The sequence below is a fragment of the Allobosea sp. 10L422 genome (genome assembly GCF_056395345.1).
The window spans coordinates 114427-132885 of sequence record NZ_JBFTJI010000009.1 but is presented as its reverse complement, the minus strand read 5'-3'; the positions used below and the strand labels follow the sequence as shown (position 1 = coordinate 132885).

Genomic DNA, 18459 nt, shown 5'->3' with positions numbered 1-18459 from the left:
CGAACCCGAGCATGACGAGCCCACCAAGAATGCGCTGGAGAGCCCCCATGTCCCGTCTCAAGGTTCGCCCGCACGGCGCCCACGGCCGCGTCACCCATGTCACGCCGGAAAATGCCGGCTGGACCTATGTCGGCTTCGATCTGCATCGCCTGAAGCCGGGCGAGACCGTCTCCGCCCCGACGGGCGATCGCGAGGCCTGCCTCGTCTTCGTGACCGGCAAGGGCAAGGCCACGGCCGGTGGCCAGACGCTGGGCGAACTCGGCCAGCGCATGAGCCCCTTCGAGGGCAAGCCCTGGTCGGTCTACGTCCCGCAGGGCTCGGACTGGTCGGTCACCGCCACCACCGATCTTGAGCTGGCGATCTGCACGGCGCCTGGCCTGCGTGGCGGCCTGCCGGTGCGCGTCATCGCACCAGACGATCTCGGCCAGGAGATCCGTGGCAAGGGTTCCAACACCCGCCACGTCACCAACATCCTGCCGGAAGGCGAGCCGGCGGATTCGCTGCTCGTCGTCGAGGTCATCACCCCCGCCGGCAACACCTCGAGCTACCCGCCGCACAAGCACGATCGCGACGAGCTGCCGCAGGAATCCTACCTCGAAGAGACCTATTACCACCGCCTCAACCCGCCGCAGGGCTTCGGCTTCCAGCGCGTCTATACGGATGACCGCAGCCTGGACGAGGCCATGGCGATCGAGGACGGCGATGTCGTGCTGGTCCCGAAGGGCTATCACCCCTGCGCCACCTGCCACGGCTACGATCTCTATTATCTCAACGTTATGGCCGGCCCGAAACGGACCTGGAAATTCCACAACGCGGCCGAGCATGAGTGGCTGCTGAAGAGCTGATTGTTGGCTCCGTGCGAGCGGGGCTCAATCCGGAATGAGCCGGCTAGCGGCTCACCGCTCGCACTTGTAGACCGTGCCCGATGTGTCCGGGCCCTTCCACTTGATGTCGGCGGCGCTGGAGACGACATGGCTCCCGCCCATCTCCGCCGCCCTGATCTTGAGGCGCGTCACGATCGTATCGCGCGCGGTATCGGTGAGCAGCACCGCATGCAGCTCGGACTTGCCGTCGATCACGCCGAGCTTGGTGCAGCCCTCCACGACCTTCTCCGCATCCGTGACCACGACCGCGCTGCTGCGCGAAGTGTGATAGGCGCAGGCTCCAAGAAACAAAGCCGGCAGAAGAAGGATGAGGCGCGGTATCGACATGGTCCAGGCTGTCCTGATCGGTTCGGTCGCCATGTTCCGCTGCTGTCGCGCAAATGCAAGCCCGATCTGTGCAGGACGCTCCGCGTGCCTTCACCAGATCGGCCCTTAGTGAATCCGAGTGGAATTCTGCGGCTATTGAATGATTTCGGCTGTGCGAACTTTAACGCAAGACCTGAGACATTCTTGACCTGCAACGATGGCTGCTTTTAAGTCCCCGCAGGCCAATGGGAGGCTGAAAAGGGATAAAATATGCGTAGCATTCTGATCGTCGGCGCGATGGCCGCGCTTCTCGCCGGTTGCCAGACCGCGCAGGAGTCCATGGCTGACGCTGAAGTCACCTGTGAGGCCCAGGGCTTCCGTCCCGGCACCCGCGCTTACCAGCAGTGCCGCTCGGCGAACTATGTCGAGAACCGTCGCGCTTCGAACGAGGCCAGCAGCGCGGTAGCGGCGGGCGTGGCCGCAGGCGTCGTCGGTGGCGCGATCGCCGCCAGCGCCGACCGTGGCTACTATCGTGGCTATGGCTATTACGGCCCGCGCCGCTACTGGTGGTAATATTTGAGTGGTGCCTCTCGGAGGCGCCGCGCCAACAATTCTAGAGCCCTGCGACGCCTCGCGCCGCAGGGCTTTTTCTTATGTTTTTCCGAAACCCTTGATTCCCCTCAGCGCTTGGCTGAACGCCTGCGGGCCGGAGCAGGCGCCGGCTCCTGTCTGGTCGAGGCCGAGGCCAGGAGCGAACCGATCACATAGACAGCGAGCCCGAGCCCGACCAGGGCCGCCATCGGCTCACGCTCGGCCCGCTTGACCAGCATGCGCCCGCCCATGTCGGCATATTCACGCGCTCGTGATGCGTAGTCGTTGGCGCGATCCGCATAGTCGTCCGCGGCGTCGCGGCGGGCGCTCAGCCAGTTGCTGCCTGCCTTCAAGGCGCGGCTTCCGGCATCCGCGGCATCCGAGCCGTAGTCGTTGAGCCAGCCACGCACTCGGCCATAGTCGGGTTGATAGCGCTCCCAGCGCGTTTCAGGTCGGGCGCGCAGCGTCGCCCAGGCGATCAGCCCGATGCTCACGGCCCCGAGACCGAGCGTCGCGAGCGGATGCCGTTCCACCGTCCGCGCCACCGCCTGCCCGCCTTCGCGGACGGTTTCGATCGGATCGGCCTCGTCCCAGGCGTCCTTTGCCCGCTCATAGTGGTCCTTTACGGTCTCACTCGCCTTATCGGCCATATCCGCCGCCTTGCCGCGGAGCGCCCTCACTGTGGACTCGACCTGTTCCTGAGCTTCCTCGGCATTGTCCGGCACATCCGGCGGAAATTTGTTGGCCATCGCCATGACGGTTTCTCCGTTCCTGAAAGGGGATATGATCAGGGAACGACGGATGATGCGGCTGGGTTCCCACCGCTCGCTAAAAAGGCGGCCGGCGCGACCGGGCATGGGTCACGATTCTTCGCTGTTCGGCCATAACCCGGTCATGTTTGGATGCGATCTCCCAGCGAACAGGGGCCATCAACGAGAAGGAGACGCTATATGCACGTTCAGCACCTCCAGATCGCACATCCCTGGGTTCTTTCGGATCCGGAATGGATCGCGCTGGAAAGCATTGAAGAAAAGACCCAGCATTTCATCTTCGACGATACGATGCTGCTCGCCTTGCGCGATCGCGGGCTCGTCGAGTCGGATGGGGCCGCCTGGCGCGTCACGCAAACCGGCCAGCAGCGCCTGAGCCAACGCAGCTGAGCTCCCGGCGGACCGCTGGGCCCACGCGCGCTCATGTTACAACGCGCTCATGTTACAAGACGATCTTCGATGATCACGCCCGCCCTTCGGCGGGCTTTCGGCGGCGCTGGAAAATCTCCGGCGCCGTCGCCATGTCCGGCTGCAACTGGCTTTCGTTCCTGCTGTTCGATGAGGCGCCATGGGCAAACCCGTCTCCATAACCATCTCGCATGATCTTGGCCGCGAGGCCGCGCTCAATCGCCTGCGCAACGGGATAGACCGCATCCGCGACAGGCTCGGAATGGTCAGGATGCAGCTCGTCGAGGAGCGCTGGGAGGACGACGGCCTGCATTTCGGCGTGGGCGCGCTCGGTCACACCGTTCATGGCCGCGTCGAGGTCGAGGAGCGTCTTATCCGCGTCGAGGTGACGCTGCCCTGGATGCTTGCCGTCTTTGCCGAGAAGCTGAAGATCGGGGTCGAGAAGCAAGGCCAGATCCTGCTCGAGAAACCCAAGGCGTAGGACATATCGGTCATCGGCGCGGGCGTTGCCGTCAGCCCCGCGGCCGGGCTCGCGTTTCCGCCGTCGGCGCGCCCCGGCTAAGCGAAGGAAAATTCGGCATCGCCAGCCCGAAAGACGTACGTCTTTCGGTTGAAATCGGCGGCCGCAGTCCCCATGCTCCAAAGCGTTCCAACATTTTCGATTTCTTGACGTTTCGGATTCGGGAGACCCATGCATCACGGCCCGCTGATCGCCATCGTTGTCGCGGGCCTCGGCCTTGCTTTCGTCTTCGGGGCCATTGCCCAGAAACTGCGCATATCCCCGTTGGTGGGATATCTGCTGGCTGGCGTCGCCGCCGGCCCCTTCACCCCGGGCTTCGTTGGCGATCAAAACCTCGCCAATGAACTGGCCGAAATCGGCGTCATCCTGCTGATGTTCGGCGTCGGCCTGCATTTCTCGCTGAAGGAATTGCTGTCGGTCAAAATGATCGCTGTTCCCGGCGCCATCGTCCAGATCGCCGTCGCGACGCTGCTTGGCCTCGGCCTTGCCTTGCTGCTCGGTTGGAACTGGATCGCCGGCATCGTCTTCGGCCTCGCGCTCTCTGTCGCCAGCACCGTGGTGCTGCTGCGGGCCCTGCAGGAGCGCCGGCTGGTCCAGACGGAAAAGGGCAAGATCGCCGTCGGCTGGCTGATCGTCGAGGATCTGGCAATGGTGCTGGCTCTGGTCGTGCTTCCGGCCGTCGCCAACGCGATCAGCGGCGGGCAGCCCGGCACGCCGTCTCCGCTCTCGACGCAGTTCGATCTCGGCCTCTGGGGCGTGCTCGGCGTCACCGTCGCCAAGGTCGCCGCCTTCATCGCCTTCATGCTGATCGTCGGGCGCCGGGTCATTCCCTGGGTGCTGCACTGGGTCGCCCATACCGGCTCGCGCGAGCTGTTCCGGCTCGCGGTGCTGGCGGTCGCGCTCGGCGTCGCCTTCCTCTCCGCGACGCTGTTCGGCGTCTCCTTCGCGCTCGGTGCCTTCTTCGCCGGCATGATCCTCTCCGAATCGCCGCTCTCCCAGCGCGCCGCCGAAGAGACGCTGCCGCTACGCGACGCTTTCGCGGTGCTGTTCTTCGTCTCGGTCGGCATGCTGTTCGACCCCGGCATCCTGCTGCGGGCGCCATGGGCGTTGCTCGGCACGCTCGCCATCATCCTGATCGGCAAATCGGTCGCGGCCTGGCTGATCGTGCGCGCCTTCGGCCGCTCGAACGCGGTGGCGCTGACGATCTCCGCCTCGCTCGCCCAGATCGGCGAATTCTCCTTCATCCTCGCCGGCCTCGGCGCAAGTCTCGGCATCCTGCCGGCGCAGGGGCGTGACCTGATCCTCGCCGGCGCGATCCTGTCGATCCTGCTCAACCCGTTGATGTTCGCGCTGGCCGAGCGCCTCAAGCCGGCCGACGCCTCCGCCGCGAAGCCGAAGCCGGAATCCCCTGCGGCCGCACCTATGGCGGCTGAAGCCCCGGCCGAGCCCGAACCGACCGCAGAACCGGAGCGCGACGTCACCCCGACCAGCCTGTCGAGTCACATCGTCGTGGTCGGTTACGGGCGCGTCGGCAGCCTGCTCGGCGCGGGCCTGCTCGCACAGGGCTCGAAGCTGCTGGTGATCGAAGACAATCCGGAAGCGGTCGCAACGGCCAAGCGTGACGGCGCCGAGCTGCTCGTCGGCAATGCGGCCGACCCGGAGGTGCTCTCCGCCGCCGGGGTGGACCGCGCCATCCGTCTCTTCGTCGCGATACCCGGCAGCTTCGAGGCCGGCCAGGTCTGCGAGCAGGCGCGGGCCGAGAATCCGACGCTGCCGATCGTCGCCCGCGCCCATTCCGATGCGGAGGTAGCCCATCTCACCAAATGCGGCGCGACGCTGACGATCATGGGCGAGGCCGAGATCGCGCGGGCGATGCTGGGCCTCTGCCAGAACCCGGTCGTCACGGCAGAGCCCGAGGCCGAAGCGGAAATCAGGGCCGCGGCGCCCGAGACGCAGGCCGGCGAGGCACCATCGCCAACCGAGGCGGCCCAGCCTCGCATGTTGAGGCCGCGCAAGCCGGCGGCGGAGAGCCCCTCTGAGGATCCGCCGGCCGCCGCATGAAAGAACAAGGGCGGGACGCCATGCGTCCCGCCCTTGTTGTCCCAGCCCAGGTGCTGGTTTCGGTTCAGCCGGCCATCTCGAAGCGGATGTCCTGCGCGCCTTCCCAGAGGGTCTTGCGGCCGAGCGCGTAGAGGTTCTCAAGCCCCGAGGTCAGGGTGAGGAAGTGGTTTCCGGAGAGGACGCCGGCCTTGCTGGCGAACTGCACGCCGCCATAGGCGAGCAGGATCTCGGTCTCGCTGACGCCGCCCGGATAGAGGATGATCTGGCCGGGCGCCGGATAGGCAGTATTGTTCTCGTAGCCGACGCCGAAATCGAGATCGCCGAGCGGCATCCAGACGCCCTCGCCGCTCCAGCGCACATGCACGATCTTGCTGACGAAGGGCAGGTGCCGCAGGAAGGCGGCGCAAGTCTTCGGCGCGGCCTCGAGCTCGAGCTTTGCGTCGAAGCTATAAGGGCCGGCGGTGACGATCAGCTTGCTGCTCATGGAAAATCCCTGTCCTTCTGAAAACGGATCCCGGACCGGTGAATGACATTTCGTCTCGCCCTCGCGCAAGCGCGGTCCCCGGAACAAGTGAGACGCCGGAACGCGAAGAATCCCGAAGGCCGAACGCCGGGCCGCCGTCCCCTCGGCGCGCTTCCCGTTCGGCTGGCATCAACCGAACGAAGGGAATTCGCGCAAAACCAATAGGCTCTAGGTGATCGCCTCCTTGAGATCGATCGTGCCGGTTCTGCCGATCGCCGCGTAGTTGCGCTTCAGCCAGCGCTTGGCCGCTGCGCGGCCCATATCGCGCAACCGGAGCAGGAAGGACCATTCGGCATTCATCCGCGACGAGGAGGTCAGCTCCGCCAGCGGCGGGCCGCCGTCGATGCGGTGCATCAGCACGCGCTTGTACTCGTCAACCGGTACCTTGCCGTCGTCGATGAGGCGGTTGACGAAGTCGATCGCCCGCAGCTCGCGCAGCAGCGAGGCATTGAAGGTGATCTCGTTGATCCGGTCCTGGATCTCGCGCGCCTTGGTCGGCAGCTCCTTGCGCTGGACCGGGTTGATCTGCACCAGCAGGATGTCGTCGCAATGAGCCTTGTAGAACAGCGGGTACAGCGCCGGATTGCCCATATAGCCACCGTCCCAATAGGCTTCGCCGTCGATCTCCACCGCCTGGAAAACCATCGGCAGGCAGGCAGAGGCCATCACATGGTCCGGGGTCAGCCGGTCGCCTTCGAACACCGCAATCTTGCCGGTGCGGACATTGGTGGCGGCGATGAAGAGCTTCACCGCATCGTGCGCGCGCACCTTCTCGAAATCGATCAGGTCGGCGATCACGCCGCGCAGCGGGTTGATGTTGAGCGGGTTGACGTCATAGGGGCTCGCCACCTTCGCGAACATCTCGAAGAACAGCAGACCGGGCGGCGTGCCGTTACTCCCCCAGGCGCCGAGCATCGTGTCGAGCAGCGGGCGCTCGGAACCGCGATACTTGCCGTCGACGCTGATCGCCCGCCAGAACGCCTCCAGCTTGGCGCGCGCTCCATCGGCGCCGCCGTCGATCCAGCCCTCGGCCAGCACGACGGCATTCATCGCGCCGGCGCTGGTCCCGGTGAGCGCCTCGATGCCGAGCCGCCCATCCTCCAGGATGACGTCGAGCACGCCCCAGGTGAAGGCGCCATGCGCGCCTCCGCCCTGCAGGGCCAGCGAGACCGTCTTTTCCGCCTTCGGCCCGGCCAGTCCCTTGGTCGGCTCGGCCTTGCGCGAGGGGCGCCCGCTCATTCGGCGGTCCAGCCGCCGTCGATCGGCAGTGTCGCGCCGGTGATCGACTTCGCCCCGTCGGTGCACAGGAAGACGGCGAGCGCCGCGACCTGCTCGACCGTGACGAATTCCTTGGTCGGCTGACCCGCCAGCATCACGTCGTTGATGACCTGCTCACGGGTGAGCCCGCGGACCTTCATCGTGTCGGGGATCTGCTTCTCCACCAGCGGCGTCCACACATAACCGGGCGCGATGGCGTTCACGGTGATGCCCTTGGTCGCGACCTCCAGAGCCACGGTCTTGGTCAGGCCGGCGATGCCGTGCTTGGCTGCGACATAGGCCGACTTGAACGGCGAAGCGACGAGCGCATGGGCGGAAGCCGTGTTGATGATGCGGCCCCARCCCTTSYCCTTCATCTTSGGCARGGCGGCGCGGRTSGTGTGGAAGGCCGAGGACAGGTTGATCGCGATGATCTGGTCCCAYTTCTCGRKCGGRAACTCGTCGATGGGCGAAACGAACTGGATACCGGCATTGTTGATCAGGATGTCGATGGCGCCGAAGTTCTTCTCGCCCTCGGCGATGAAGGCGGCGATCTCGGCGGGCTTGGTCATGTCGGCCGGCGAGAACAACACCTTGACGCCGAACTCCTTTTCCAGATCGGTGCGCAGCTTCTCTGCATCGGCTGGCGGCATGATGCCGTTGATGACGAGGTTCGCGCCTTCGGCAGCAAGTGCGCGCGCATAGGCCAGGCCAATGCCGGAGGTCGAGCCGGTGATGGCCGCAGTACGGTCTTTGAGGAACATGAGCGTCAAGGCCCCTGACAATCGAGGAGAAAATGCTTAGGTTCGGGCTGAACGTGGCAATGCCGCAACGACAGGCACCCGCAGGTTGCCCGATGACTCTTTGCAACGCAACATGACGAAAATGCAGCCAAACACGCATATGCATGACGACCATGTGCACCATACACATGGCGAAGACTGCCGCCATGCCGAGGACCACCGTCGCCACGCCGCCGAGGCGTTGGCACGTGCCGAGCGGATTTGCCGTGAGCGCGGCCTGCGCCTGACGCCGATCCGCCGGCAGGCGCTGGAAGCGCTCCATGCCGATCATCGCCCGGTCGGCGCCTATGATCTCGCGGACCGTATCTCGCCGGCAGGCGGACGACGCCTCGCACCGATCTCGATCTACCGGGCGCTCGATTTCCTGGTCGAGCAGGGCTTCGTCCACCGCCTCTCATCGAAGAACGCCTATGTCGCCTGCCTGCACGGCCATGGTGCGAATGAGGTCGTCGCCTTCCTGATCTGCGAGGTCTGTGGCGGCGTCGATGAGGATTCCTCGCCCGCGATGAAGAAAGCAGTGGCGGCGATCGCCGAAACCCGGCAATTCTCACCCTCTCATCAGATGGTCGAGATCGTCGGCCGTTGCGAGCATTGCCGGAAAGCCGCTTCGTGATAGAGCAGCCCGCATGAATGAGCGCGCCTTCCCCCATCTGACGCCGGAACGCGCCGGGCCGCTCGCCCGGCAGCTCACCGTGCCGGTGCAGGTCGGCCATGTCACGGTCGGTGGCGGCGCGCCGATCGTCGTGCAGTCGATGACCAACACCGACACCGCCGATATCGCCGGCACAGTGGCCCAGGTCGCCGCGCTCGCACGGCAGGGTTCGGAGCTGGTGCGCATTACCGTCGACCGCGACGAGGCCGCAGCCGCCGTGCCGAAGATCCGGGAGCGGCTCGACCGCATCGGCGTCGATGTGCCGCTGGTCGGCGATTTCCACTATATCGGGCACAAGCTGCTTGCCGATCATCCGGCCTGCGCCGAAGCACTGGCGAAGTACCGGATCAACCCGGGCAATGTCGGCTTCAAGGACAAGAAGGACAAGCAGTTCGCCCAGATCATCGAGATGGCGATCCGGCACCGCAAGCCCGTGCGCATCGGCGCCAATTGGGGCTCGCTCGACCAGGAGCTGCTGACGGCGCTGATGGACGAGAACGCGCGCGCGCCTCGCCCGCTCGATGCCCGCGCCATCATGCGCGAAGCGATGGTCCAGTCCGCCTTGCTCTCGGCCGAGCGTGCCGAAGAGCTCGGCCTAGCCCGCGAATTCATCATCCTTTCCGCCAAGGTCTCCGGCGTACAGGACCTGATCACGGTCTACCGCATGCTGGCGAGCCGGGCCAACTACGCCATCCATCTCGGCCTGACCGAAGCCGGCATGGGCTCGAAGGGCATCGTCTCCTCCTCCGCCGCACTCGGCATCCTCTTGCAGGAGGGCATCGGCGACACGATCCGCTATTCGCTGACGCCGGAACCGGGCGGCGACCGCACGCTCGAGGTCAAGACGGCGCAGGAACTGCTCCAGACCATGGGCTTTCGCGCCTTCGTGCCGCTCGTCGCCGCCTGCCCCGGCTGCGGCCGCACGACATCGACCGTATTCCAGGAACTCGCCCGCGACATCCAGAACTGGATTTCGAGTTCCATGCCGGAATGGAAGACGCGCTACCCCGGCGTCGAGAACCTCAACGTCGCGGTGATGGGTTGCATCGTCAACGGCCCCGGCGAATCGAAGCATGCCGATATCGGCATCTCGCTCCCCGGCACCGGCGAGGCGCCCACCGCCCCGGTCTTCGTCGACGGCAAGAAGGTCGCGACCCTGCGGGGCGCCGGCATTGCGGAGGAGTTCAAGGCCATGGTCGCAGGCTATGTCGAGCGGCGCTTCGGCGCCGGGCTTGGCGTCGCCGGCTGATCCCGACCTTTGCGCACCGTTCGCATTATGCTAGAGGCCCCGGCCTTTCGCTGCACCGCAGCGCGTGCGGAGATCCCTGATGGGGCATGAGAAGCCGAATCCTGCGACCATCCGGCCGGAGGATTCCCGTTTCGGACTCGACGATGGCCAGGGCCAAGCCAATGGCCACGGCCATGGCAAGACCGGCTTCGCTGCTCTGGCCTTGGGTGCGCTTGGCGTCGTCTATGGCGATATCGGCACGAGTCCGCTCTATGCGCTTCGCGAAACGATCCTCGCCGCGACCGGTGGTCAGGAGAACGTCACGGTTCCGCCGACCGTCGTCATCGGCGTCCTCTCGCTGATCCTGTGGTCGCTCGTCGTCGTCGTGACGCTGAAATATGTCGTGCTGCTGATGCGGGCCGACAACAACGGCGAAGGCGGCATCCTCACCCTCGTCGCGCTCGCCCAGCGCAGCCTCGGCCGGGCGCGCAGCCATGTCGCGCTGCTGCTCGGCATGATCGGCGCCGGCCTGTTCTACGGCGACACCGTCATCACCCCGGCGATTTCGGTGCTCTCGGCGATCGAGGGCGTCAAGCTGATCACCCCGGCACTCGACGACTACATCCTCTGGATCGCTTCGGTGATCCTGATCGGCCTTTTCGTGATGCAGAGTCACGGCACCCATCGCGTCGCGACCTTCTTCGGCCCGATCATGCTGGTCTGGTTCCTGACGCTGGCCGGGCTCGGCATCTACCATATCGCCGACGATCTCAGCGTTTTCCGCTCGATCAACCCCTATTACGCCCTGCTCTTCTTCCGCGACCACGCCGGCGTCTCGCTCGCCGTGCTCGGTTCGGTCTGTCTGGCCGTGACGGGCGCCGAAGCGCTCTATGCCGATATGGGCCATTTCGGTCGCGGCCCGATCCGCGGCGCCTGGCTCTATGTCGTCTTTCCGGCGCTGTGGCTCAACTATCTCGGCCAGGGCGCGCTGATCCTTTCCGACCCCAGCGCCATCGACAACCCGTTCTACCGCCTCGCGCCGCAGGGCCTGCTGCTGCCCTTCGTCATCATGGCGACGGTGGCGACCATCATCGCCAGCCAGTCGGTCATCACCGGCGCCTTCTCGCTGACGCGGCAGGCGATCCAGCTCGGCCTCCTACCGCGCATGGAGATCCGCCACACCTCCGAGCAGACCTCCGGCCAGATCTACGTGCCGCGCGTCAACCTGCTGCTGCTCGTCGTCGTGCTGATCCTGGTCTGGTCGTTCCGCACCTCCTCCAGCCTGTCGCACGCCTATGGCATCTCGGTCTTCGGCACGATGGTGGTCTCGTCCATGCTCGCGGCCATCGTCATCCGCCGTCACTGGGGCTGGAGCCCGCTGGCGACCGGCGCGCTCATCCTTCCCTTCTTCCTGGTCGACGTCTCCTTCTTCTCGGCCAACATGCTGAAGCTGTTCCACGGCGGCTATGTGCCGGTGCTGCTGGCCATGGCGCTGACGCTGGTGATGTGGACCTGGATGCGCGGCACCAAGATCCTCTTCGACAAGACCCGCAAGACCGATGTGCCGCTGCTCGAGCTGGTCACCATGCTGTCGAAGAGCCCGCCGGCCCGGGTGAAGGGCATGGCCGTCTTCCTGACCAGCGACCCGGAGACGGCGCCGGCTTCGCTTCTGCATAACCTCAAGCACAACAAGGTCCTGCACGAGCGCAACGTCGTCCTGACCGTGCGCTCGGCCGACACCCCGCGCGTACCCGAGGAAGAGCGCGTGCGCCTCGCCCGCATCACCGACGACTTCTGGCGGGTCGACATGGTCTATGGCTACATGGAAAGCCCGAACGTGCCCAAGGGCCTCGCCATGCTGCGCAAGCAGGGCTTCAAGTTCGACATCATGTCGACCTCGTTCTTCCTGTCGCGCCGCTCGATCAAGCCCTCGCCGCAATCCGGCATGCCGATCTGGCAGGACAACCTCTTCATCGGCCTGACCAAGAGTGCGACCGACGCCACGGACTTCTTCCAGATCCCGACCGGCCGCGTCGTCGAGGTCGGCACGCAGGTCACGGTCTGACCCTCGCGAGCGTCATGCTTGGGCTCGACCCGAACATGACGCGCCTATCGCAGGCTCAATCCAGCCGTGCCGAAGCCGCTTCCTGCGGCACATGCCGCACGCGCTCGCGATAGAGCAGGTAGAGACCCGAGGCGATGACGATACCACCGCCGGCAAAGGTCCAGCGATCCGGCCACTGGCCGAAGACGAGCCAGCCGAGCAGCACCATCCAGACGATCTGCGAGTAGATGAACGGCGCCAGCACAGTGGCCGGGGCGAGCCGATGCGCCAGGATCAGCAGCCAGTGGCCGAAGCCGCCGAGCACGCCGACCAGGACCATCAGCAGCCAGGGCAGCAGCCCCTGCGGCGTCTCCCAGATCCAGGGCAGCAGCGGGATCGTGGCGAGCGTTCCGGCCGCGCCTGAATAGATCATCGTCGTTTCCGATGAATCATGGGCCGAGAGCACGCGGGTCGACAGCGCGTAGAAGGCGAAGCAGAAGCAGCCGAGCACGCTGAGCAGCGCGGCCGGATGCATGCCGCCGATGCCCGGCCGCGTCACCACCAGCACGCCGAGAAAGCCCACTGCGATCGCCGCCAGCCGGCGCGGCCCCGGCCATTCGCCGAGCAGCGGTCCCGAGACCAGCGCCACCAGCAGCGGCGCCGCAAACATGATCGAAATCGTCTCCGCGAGCTGGAGATAGCGCAGCGCGACGAAGTTCAGCGCGGTCGAGCCGAGCAGCAGCAGCGAACGACCCCATTGCAGCCCGGGGCGCTTGGTCCTGAGCACGCCGGGGTGAGTCCACGGATTGATCAGGGCGAGGACCAGGATCATGCTGCCGGCGTAGCGCGCGAACACCACCTGCAGCGGGTTCATCGACTGGCCCAGCCATTTCGCGCTCGCATCGAGCATCGAAAACAGCAGGACGGCCACGCCCATCAGGCCGATGGCCGCGAGCCGGGCTCGCCCGGCTTCGGAAGGGGCCTCGGTTGGCAGGGGCACGTCCGGTTTCGCCATGCTCTGGAGGAATGACAAAGCAAGATTGAACCGATTTAGTAGCCTTCGCCAGTGCAGGAGCGCATGCGCTCCATGCAGAAATCAGGCGTCGCTATCGGCCTCGTCGATATCGCTATCCGGGTCGTCGTGATCGGCGCCGGCCTTGGACAGGCCCTTTGCAGCCTTGCGCAGCAGCTTGCGCAGCTGTTTGCGCTCCTTGCCGTCGAGCTTGTCGAGAAGTTCCTCCTCGACCTCGTTCCAGACGGCGTCGAGTTCGACAGCGGTCTTCTGCCCGGCTTCCGTCAGCGCGACCTGAACAAGCCGGCCGTCACGATTGCCGCCTTCGCGCGTCACCAGTCCCTGCAGCGACAAGCGCCCGATCGTCTTCGATACTGTGGGCGGCTTCACGCGCAGGAGCGAGGCGAGCTCGCCCATCGTCATCGGCGCCGGCTGCAGCGCCTTCAGCGCCTGCTCCTGCCCTGGAAACAGACCGAGTCCGTTCAGTCTCTCACCCATCCGCGACCGATGCAGCCGGGCGGTGACGAGCAGGGCACGGCCGACGCTTTTCTCGATTGCCTTGGTCATAGGTCGATCCTTCGGGCCGATCCTTGGACGGATAAGCAGACGCTTCGCCGGCTGCGTAGTCGCGCGCCAAGATGACAGACAGATGACAATCCGATGTCAGAGCTAAAAGACCGCCAGCTTTGTGGCGACTTTTTGCAGGAATGCCTCGCGGCTATCCACCGTCGAGAGGTTCATCTCGTAATGGGCGAGGTAGGTCGTGCGCGCCAGCGGATGGCAAACTGCGCGGAGCGCCCGGCAAACTGCCTTGCGGGGCGGATCGCCCATCAGAAATGCGCGCCAGCGCGAGCCGCCATAGCTCGTCACGGCCGCGAGCCGGCGGATATTGTGGAGCGCGGGCTGGGCCTTGCCGTCCTCCATCCTGAACGAGACGCCGGGCAGGAAGACGCGGTCGAGGAAGCCTTTCAGGATAGCCGGATAACCGAAGTTCCAGACGGGGAAGCACAGCACCAGCGCTTCTGCCGCCCGGACGCGCTCGACATAGCCGGCAACCGGCAATGTGTTGCTGGCTGTGTCATGATAGCCGCGGCGCTCGCCGCAGCTCAGCACGGGATCGAAGCCATCCGCATAGAGGTCGCAGTCATCGACCTCGTGCCCTGCCTGCCTGAGCGTCGCGACCACCGTCCGATGGGCCGCGGCACCGAAGCTCTCCGGAACCGGATGGGCATAGAGGACGAGCACGCGCATGGCTGAGGCCTCTGTTCGAACATTTCTCAAGCCCTCATCCTGAGGAGCCGCGAAGCGGCGTCTCGAAGGATGCTTAAGGAGGCTCCGGACCATCTGGATCATCCTTCGAGATGCAACCTGCGGCTGCTCCTCAGGATGAGGGCTGAGGCTTCAAAAGATCTCTTAGCCGACACCGGCCTCGGTGAGGCTGCGGAACAGGAAGGTCTTGCCCGAGCGGTAATCGTAGCTCGGATCCTCCCAGGCGATCATCTTGCCGGGGTTGAGCAGGCCCTGCGGATCGGCCTCGCGCTTGAAGGCGAGCTGCGTCTCGTCGGTCTGCTTCATGCCACCCTCTTCCAGCGTGTAGCGATGCGGGTTGAAGATCGGCGCGCCCATCTCCTCATGAACAGCCATGATCTCCTCCAAGCGCTCCTCGCTGGTGAAGCGCACCAGCGGCAGGCCGAAGCAGGTGATCTTGCCGTCGAAGCGCACGAACTCGAGATGGCAGGTCACCTCGTCGCCGAAGCGGGCATGGATCTTGTCGACCAGCTCGACCTGGTTCGGGAAGGGATAGAGCACCTGCAGATAGGTGATCGCCGGGTCGACGCGCAGCGCCCGGAGCGTCGTATGGTTCCAGCCGAGCTCATAGGCCGGCGGCAGGCCCTTGGCATCCTCCGCCGCGAGCTTGTCGGTGCGCAGCAGCAGCTCCGCGCCCTTGAAGCGGCGCGCATAGGCGCAGAGCGCGTCCACGGCGAAATCGGCGGCCATGACGATGACGAGATGGCTGTCGCGCGGCAGGAACTTGCGGTGGCGCAGGAAATAATCGTGAGGGGCCGGCGCGGCCACCACACAAAGGTTCTTGAGCGCCAGCCCGTCCTGCTCGCCGACAGCATTGGCGAACTCGGTGGCCGTGCGCAGGCTCTCGAAGCCGACGATGACGTCGACCCAGTTGTAGGCAGGCCCGAGCGGCATCTCGACCTCGGTGATGATGCCGTTGGTGCCATAGGCATGGGCGACCTTGTGCAGATCCTCTCCGGAGAATTCGAGGATGCGCGGGCTAGCCTCCATCGTCGCGACCTTGAGCCGGATGATGTTGCCCCAGTCGCGCAGGCCGCCCCATTTGATCGAGCCGACGCCGCCCGAACCGCCGGCGATGAAGCCGCCGATCGAGGCCGTCTGGTAGGTCGAGGGATGCAGGCGCAGTTCCTGCCGCGAATGCGCGCGCGTCTCGTCGTCGATGCGGGCCATGATCGCGCCGGGCTCGGCGACATAGCGGCCGGCGGCGATCTCCTTGACCTTGTTGAAGCCCGAGAGATCGAGCAGCACGCCGCCGGAAAGCGGCATCGCCTGGCCGTAATTGCCCGTCCCGGTGCCGCGGGGCGTGACGGGAATGCCGAGTTGGTGACAGGCGGCGAGAACCTGCACGACCTCCGCCTCGCTGGTCGGCGAGACGACGATATCGGCCACGACATGATCGAGCTGGCGCTTCAGCACCGGCGAGTACCAGAAGAAGTCACGGCTCTTCTGCCTCACCAACGCCGGGTTCTCCTCGGTGCGGATGCCCCCAAGGCGCGTCTTCAGCGTGGCGATGTCGTAGCGTTCGGTCATGCGAGGCGTTCCTGTGGCGTCATGCTCGCCCGTGTGGCGAGCATCCACGTCTTGAACACCGCCCGCGACGGAGGAAGACGTGGATGGCCGGCACAAGGGCCGACCATGACGGGAAAGGTCATGGCGGGAAAGATCGTCACGTGGCGCTCGCCATCAGATGGTCGAGTTCGCGGTAGTCCGGCAAGGTCCGGTCGATCGACTTGCCCGCGACCAGCACGCTGCGGTCGGCCTGCGGCCGGGAGAAGAGTTCGGTCCAGTCACGCGCCCGCGTCAGGATGAGGTCGGCCGGCGCGCCCACGGCGACGATGCCGGCATTCCGCAGGCCCATCGCCTCGGCCGGCGTGCGGGCCACGGCATTGGCCCAATCCGGGCCGGAATGGTCGAGCTGGAGGATGCGCGTGCCCTCGCGCAGGACATCGACGAGGTCGAGATCGCCATAGGCGTAGAACGGATCGCGCGTGTTGTCCGAGGCGATCATCACCGGCACGCCCGCGGCCTTCAGCTCATGCACGGCGGTTACGCCGCGCCAGCGCGGCGTGCGGCCTGGTCGCCGGTCCTGCAGGTACATGTTGCACATCGGCAGCGAAACCACGGCGATGCCGGCCTCGCGCAGCTTGGCGATGATGCGCGCCTCGTCCTCCGGCGCCTGCAGGCTGAGCGAACAGCAATGCCCGCAGAGGATGCGGCCGCTGAAGCGATGGCGTAGCGCCGCATCGGCGATGTGCTCCAGCGAGCGCGCCGCCGGGTCGTTGGTCTCGTCGACATGGAAATCGAGGTCGAAGCCGTTCTCGATCGCTGCCTGGAACAGGGTGTCGAGAGCCCGGTCGAGCTCCGGAATCATGTAGGTAACGCAGCCGAGCAAGCGGTCGCCATGCGCCTTCACCGCCGCGACCACAGCCGCCATATGCGCCGGATTGAGCGCGGCATCGGCCCCGAACAGCGGCGAGGCCTGCAGGGCGATGCGCCCGGCCCATTCCGCCCGTATCTCGGCATAGACAGGCCAGGAAATGCCGATCTGCCTGCCGACGGAATCGATATGCGTCCGCAGCGCGGCCGTGCCATGGGCGAAGGCGGTGCGCAGCGAGAAATCCATTCGCGTCCGCACGTCCACGGCGGACCAGTTCGCCTCGCGATCGGCCCCAACGGTCGCGAGCGCGCCCGGAAAGGTGCCGTCCGGGTTGGGGCTGCGCGGCCAGATATGGCCCTTGTCGATATGTGTATGGCAGTCGACCAATCGCGGCAGCACGATGCCGCCGTCGAGATTGCAATGCGGGGCCATACCGGAAGGCGCCGCGCCAACCGGCTCGATCGCCTCGATACGGCCATCGGCGATGGCGAGATCCACCCGCGCCAGCCCATGGCGGTCTGCCGGGATGTTGCAATCTTCAATCAGGCAGGCAGGGACACGTAGATCGTTCAGGCGGAAGGCCGGCGCGTCGGGCAAGCGGGCGAAACCGGTCGTCACGTTGTCCCTGCCCTTCCTGCCGAACCACTCTCGGTTCGGAGATACCGGGCCGTCCGGAAGCCTGCAAGTTGCGCCGGCCACTCCTCCCCCGCCGATGGCGTCTGCGGCCATGCGGCCGTCGCATTCGGGCTTGTCCGGGCCGGCCGGATCGCGCATGACGGCGACGTCATCACCAAGCATGAGGTCGGAAAATGACCGGCGAAGCCCGCATCATCGACGGCAAAGCCGCCGCCGCCGCGCTCAGGGCCGAGATCGGCCGGGAGGTCGCGGCGATCAAAGCCACCAGCGGACTCGTGCCGGGGCTGCATGTCGTCCTCGTCGGCGAAGACCCGGCGAGCAAGGTCTATGTCGCCTCGAAGGAAAAGCTGGCCGTCGAAGTCGGCATGAACTCGGTCGCCCACCGGCTGCCGGCTGAGACGACCGAAGCGGAGCTGCTCGCCAAACTGGCCGAGCTGAACGCCGACGACGGCGTCGATGGCATCCTCGTCCAGCTCCCCCTGCCGAAGCATATCGACACCGGCCGCATCATCGACGCCATCGATCCTGCCAAGGATGTCGACGGTCTCCACCCGATCAATGCAGGCCTGCTCGCCGGCGGCAAGAACGGCCTCGTGCCCTGCACGCCGCTCGGCTGCATGCTGCTGCTGAAGCAGGCGTTGCCCTCCCTGTCCGGGCTCGACGCGGTGGTGATCGGCCGCTCGGAGCTGGTCGGCCGCCCGGTCGCCCAGCTCCTGCTTCAGGCCGACTGCACGGTCACCATCGCGCATTCGCGCACGCGCGATCTGCCCGCCGTGGTGAAGCGCGCCGATGTGGTGATCGCCGCCGTCGGCCGCCCGCGCATGGTCAAAGGCGACTGGATCAAGCCCGGTGCGACCGTCATCGATGTCGGCATCAACCGTCTGCCGGACGGCAAGCTCACCGGCGACGTCGATTTCGCCGAGGCGGTGAAGGTCGCGGGCGCCATCACCCCGGTCCCCGGCGGCGTCGGCCCGATGACCATCGCCTGCCTGCTCAAGAACACGCTGACGGCCTTCCACGCCCGGCGGGGTTAAAAACGCCGGGGGCTAAGGATCGCGCCCGAACGAAAAAGGAGCTGC

At 66.0% G+C, this 18459-nt stretch carries 19 protein-coding genes; 9 read left to right on the top strand and 10 right to left on the bottom strand.

Translation table 11 applies throughout. The features are described from left to right. Positions 1–47 precede the first annotated feature (47 nt). The gene (gene iolB, locus AC1DEZ_RS18390) at positions 48–845 is read left to right on the top strand and encodes a 5-deoxy-glucuronate isomerase (protein WP_476780309.1); all 798 of its coding nucleotides are present in this window, start codon (positions 48–50) and stop codon (positions 843–845) included. A gap of 51 nt (positions 846–896) precedes the next feature. Here iolB and AC1DEZ_RS18385 read toward each other — a convergent pair whose 3' ends face one another. Then, positions 897–1244, bottom strand: coding sequence for a hypothetical protein (locus tag AC1DEZ_RS18385; RefSeq protein WP_476780308.1), 348 nt, complete (start codon positions 1242–1244; stop codon positions 897–899). A 216-nt stretch (positions 1245–1460) separates the two neighbouring features. Here AC1DEZ_RS18385 and AC1DEZ_RS18380 point away from each other — a divergent pair, with 216 nt between their 5' ends. Next, complete coding sequence (locus AC1DEZ_RS18380) at positions 1461–1763, top strand: hypothetical protein (RefSeq protein WP_441510336.1); 303 nt, start codon at positions 1461–1463, stop codon at positions 1761–1763. Between the two features lie 107 nt (positions 1764–1870). On the opposite strand, the gene AC1DEZ_RS18375 is transcribed toward AC1DEZ_RS18380, so the two are convergent. Next, entirely contained in the window at positions 1871–2536 is a 666-nt protein-coding gene (locus AC1DEZ_RS18375; RefSeq protein WP_476780307.1) for a hypothetical protein, read from the bottom strand. A 195-nt stretch (positions 2537–2731) separates the two neighbouring features. On the opposite strand from AC1DEZ_RS18375, the gene AC1DEZ_RS18370 reads away from it, so the two are divergent. The 3 genes from AC1DEZ_RS18370 (at position 2732) to AC1DEZ_RS18360 (ending at position 5540) form a co-directional block, all read left to right on the top strand. Further along, entirely contained in the window at positions 2732–2941 is a 210-nt protein-coding gene (locus AC1DEZ_RS18370; protein WP_476780306.1) for a hypothetical protein, read from the top strand. A gap of 178 nt (positions 2942–3119) precedes the next feature. Next, entirely contained in the window at positions 3120–3440 is a 321-nt protein-coding gene (locus AC1DEZ_RS18365; RefSeq protein WP_476780305.1) for a polyhydroxyalkanoic acid system family protein, read from the top strand. 210 nt (positions 3441–3650) lie between these two features. Continuing rightward, complete coding sequence (locus AC1DEZ_RS18360; RefSeq protein ID WP_476780304.1) at positions 3651–5540, top strand: cation:proton antiporter domain-containing protein; 1890 nt, start codon at positions 3651–3653, stop codon at positions 5538–5540. Positions 5541–5604: 64 nt separating this feature from the next. Here the strand turns inward: AC1DEZ_RS18360 and AC1DEZ_RS18355 are convergent, their stop codons facing one another. The 3 genes from AC1DEZ_RS18355 to AC1DEZ_RS18345 form a co-directional block, all read right to left on the bottom strand. Continuing rightward, the gene (locus tag AC1DEZ_RS18355) at positions 5605–6024 is read right to left on the bottom strand and encodes a DUF3830 family protein (RefSeq protein ID WP_441510341.1); all 420 of its coding nucleotides are present in this window, start codon (positions 6022–6024) and stop codon (positions 5605–5607) included. A 207-nt stretch (positions 6025–6231) separates the two neighbouring features. Then, positions 6232–7302 carry a patatin-like phospholipase family protein gene (locus tag AC1DEZ_RS18350; RefSeq protein ID WP_476780303.1) on the bottom strand — a complete coding sequence of 357 codons (1071 nt, stop codon included), beginning with the start codon at positions 7300–7302 and terminating at the stop codon, positions 6232–6234. Continuing rightward, positions 7299–8084 carry a 3-hydroxybutyrate dehydrogenase gene (locus tag AC1DEZ_RS18345; protein ID WP_476780302.1) on the bottom strand — a complete coding sequence of 262 codons (786 nt, stop codon included), beginning with the start codon at positions 8082–8084 and terminating at the stop codon, positions 7299–7301. The genes AC1DEZ_RS18350 and AC1DEZ_RS18345 overlap by 4 nt, the downstream gene beginning before the upstream one ends. A 112-nt stretch (positions 8085–8196) precedes the next feature. On the opposite strand from AC1DEZ_RS18345, the gene AC1DEZ_RS18340 reads away from it, so the two are divergent. From AC1DEZ_RS18340 to AC1DEZ_RS18330, 3 genes are all read left to right on the top strand, one after another. Continuing rightward, positions 8197–8736: a Fur family transcriptional regulator gene (locus AC1DEZ_RS18340; RefSeq protein WP_476780301.1), complete on the top strand. Its 540-nt coding sequence runs from the start codon at positions 8197–8199 to the stop codon at positions 8734–8736. 13 nt (positions 8737–8749) lie between these two features. Next, on the top strand, positions 8750–10024 hold the full coding sequence (gene ispG / locus AC1DEZ_RS18335; RefSeq protein ID WP_476780300.1) for a flavodoxin-dependent (E)-4-hydroxy-3-methylbut-2-enyl-diphosphate synthase: 1275 nt from the start codon (positions 8750–8752) through the stop codon (positions 10022–10024). A 79-nt stretch (positions 10025–10103) separates the two neighbouring features. Then, the gene (locus AC1DEZ_RS18330; RefSeq protein WP_476780299.1) at positions 10104–12068 is read left to right on the top strand and encodes a potassium transporter Kup; all 1965 of its coding nucleotides are present in this window, start codon (positions 10104–10106) and stop codon (positions 12066–12068) included. Between the two features lie 55 nt (positions 12069–12123). On the opposite strand, the gene AC1DEZ_RS18325 is transcribed toward AC1DEZ_RS18330, so the two are convergent. The 5 genes from AC1DEZ_RS18325 to AC1DEZ_RS18305 all read right to left on the bottom strand — a co-directional run bounded on the left by AC1DEZ_RS18325 (position 12124) and on the right by AC1DEZ_RS18305 (position 17362). Then, the gene (locus AC1DEZ_RS18325) at positions 12124–13047 is read right to left on the bottom strand and encodes a DMT family transporter (RefSeq protein ID WP_476780298.1); all 924 of its coding nucleotides are present in this window, start codon (positions 13045–13047) and stop codon (positions 12124–12126) included. 96 nt (positions 13048–13143) lie between these two features. Continuing rightward, a complete protein-coding gene (locus AC1DEZ_RS18320) occupies positions 13144–13626 on the bottom strand; it encodes a MarR family winged helix-turn-helix transcriptional regulator (protein WP_441510348.1) in 483 nt (160 codons plus the stop codon). A gap of 102 nt (positions 13627–13728) precedes the next feature. After that, positions 13729–14310 (bottom strand): NAD(P)H-dependent oxidoreductase, encoded by a 582-nt coding sequence (locus tag AC1DEZ_RS18315; RefSeq protein ID WP_476780297.1) that lies wholly within the window; start codon positions 14308–14310, stop codon positions 13729–13731. Positions 14311–14472: 162 nt separating this feature from the next. Further along, positions 14473–15897: an FAD-binding oxidoreductase gene (locus AC1DEZ_RS18310; protein ID WP_476780296.1), complete on the bottom strand. Its 1425-nt coding sequence runs from the start codon at positions 15895–15897 to the stop codon at positions 14473–14475. Positions 15898–16033: 136 nt separating this feature from the next. Then, the gene (locus AC1DEZ_RS18305) at positions 16034–17362 is read right to left on the bottom strand and encodes a cytosine deaminase (RefSeq protein WP_476780295.1); all 1329 of its coding nucleotides are present in this window, start codon (positions 17360–17362) and stop codon (positions 16034–16036) included. Between the two features lie 191 nt (positions 17363–17553). Between AC1DEZ_RS18305 and folD the strand changes: the two genes are divergently transcribed. Then, positions 17554–18414, top strand: coding sequence for a bifunctional methylenetetrahydrofolate dehydrogenase/methenyltetrahydrofolate cyclohydrolase FolD (folD, locus tag AC1DEZ_RS18300; RefSeq protein ID WP_476780294.1), 861 nt, complete (start codon positions 17554–17556; stop codon positions 18412–18414). Positions 18415–18459: the final 45 nt, after the last annotated feature.

Bases quoted from the DNA above. Each gene is read 5' to 3' on its own strand.
- iolB (WP_476780309.1), top strand. From the start codon at position 48: ATGTCCCGTCTCAAGGTTCGCCCGCACGGCGCCCACGGCCGCGTCACC.
- AC1DEZ_RS18385 (WP_476780308.1), bottom strand. From the start codon at position 1,244: ATGGCGACCGAACCGATCAGGACAGCCTGGACCATGTCGATACCGCGC.
- AC1DEZ_RS18380 (WP_441510336.1), top strand. From the start codon at position 1,461: ATGCGTAGCATTCTGATCGTCGGCGCGATGGCCGCGCTTCTCGCCGGT.
- AC1DEZ_RS18375 (WP_476780307.1), bottom strand. From the start codon at position 2,536: ATGGCGATGGCCAACAAATTTCCGCCGGATGTGCCGGACAATGCCGAG.
- AC1DEZ_RS18370 (WP_476780306.1), top strand. From the start codon at position 2,732: ATGCACGTTCAGCACCTCCAGATCGCACATCCCTGGGTTCTTTCGGAT.
- AC1DEZ_RS18365 (WP_476780305.1), top strand. From the start codon at position 3,120: ATGGGCAAACCCGTCTCCATAACCATCTCGCATGATCTTGGCCGCGAG.
- AC1DEZ_RS18360 (WP_476780304.1), top strand. From the start codon at position 3,651: ATGCATCACGGCCCGCTGATCGCCATCGTTGTCGCGGGCCTCGGCCTT.
- AC1DEZ_RS18355 (WP_441510341.1), bottom strand. From the start codon at position 6,024: ATGAGCAGCAAGCTGATCGTCACCGCCGGCCCTTATAGCTTCGACGCA.
- AC1DEZ_RS18350 (WP_476780303.1), bottom strand. From the start codon at position 7,302: ATGAGCGGGCGCCCCTCGCGCAAGGCCGAGCCGACCAAGGGACTGGCC.
- AC1DEZ_RS18340 (WP_476780301.1), top strand. From the start codon at position 8,197: ATGACGAAAATGCAGCCAAACACGCATATGCATGACGACCATGTGCAC.
- ispG (WP_476780300.1), top strand. From the start codon at position 8,750: ATGAATGAGCGCGCCTTCCCCCATCTGACGCCGGAACGCGCCGGGCCG.
- AC1DEZ_RS18330 (WP_476780299.1), top strand. From the start codon at position 10,104: ATGGGGCATGAGAAGCCGAATCCTGCGACCATCCGGCCGGAGGATTCC.
- AC1DEZ_RS18320 (WP_441510348.1), bottom strand. From the start codon at position 13,626: ATGACCAAGGCAATCGAGAAAAGCGTCGGCCGTGCCCTGCTCGTCACC.
- AC1DEZ_RS18315 (WP_476780297.1), bottom strand. From the start codon at position 14,310: ATGCGCGTGCTCGTCCTCTATGCCCATCCGGTTCCGGAGAGCTTCGGT.
- AC1DEZ_RS18310 (WP_476780296.1), bottom strand. From the start codon at position 15,897: ATGACCGAACGCTACGACATCGCCACGCTGAAGACGCGCCTTGGGGGC.
- folD (WP_476780294.1), top strand. From the start codon at position 17,554: ATGACCGGCGAAGCCCGCATCATCGACGGCAAAGCCGCCGCCGCCGCG.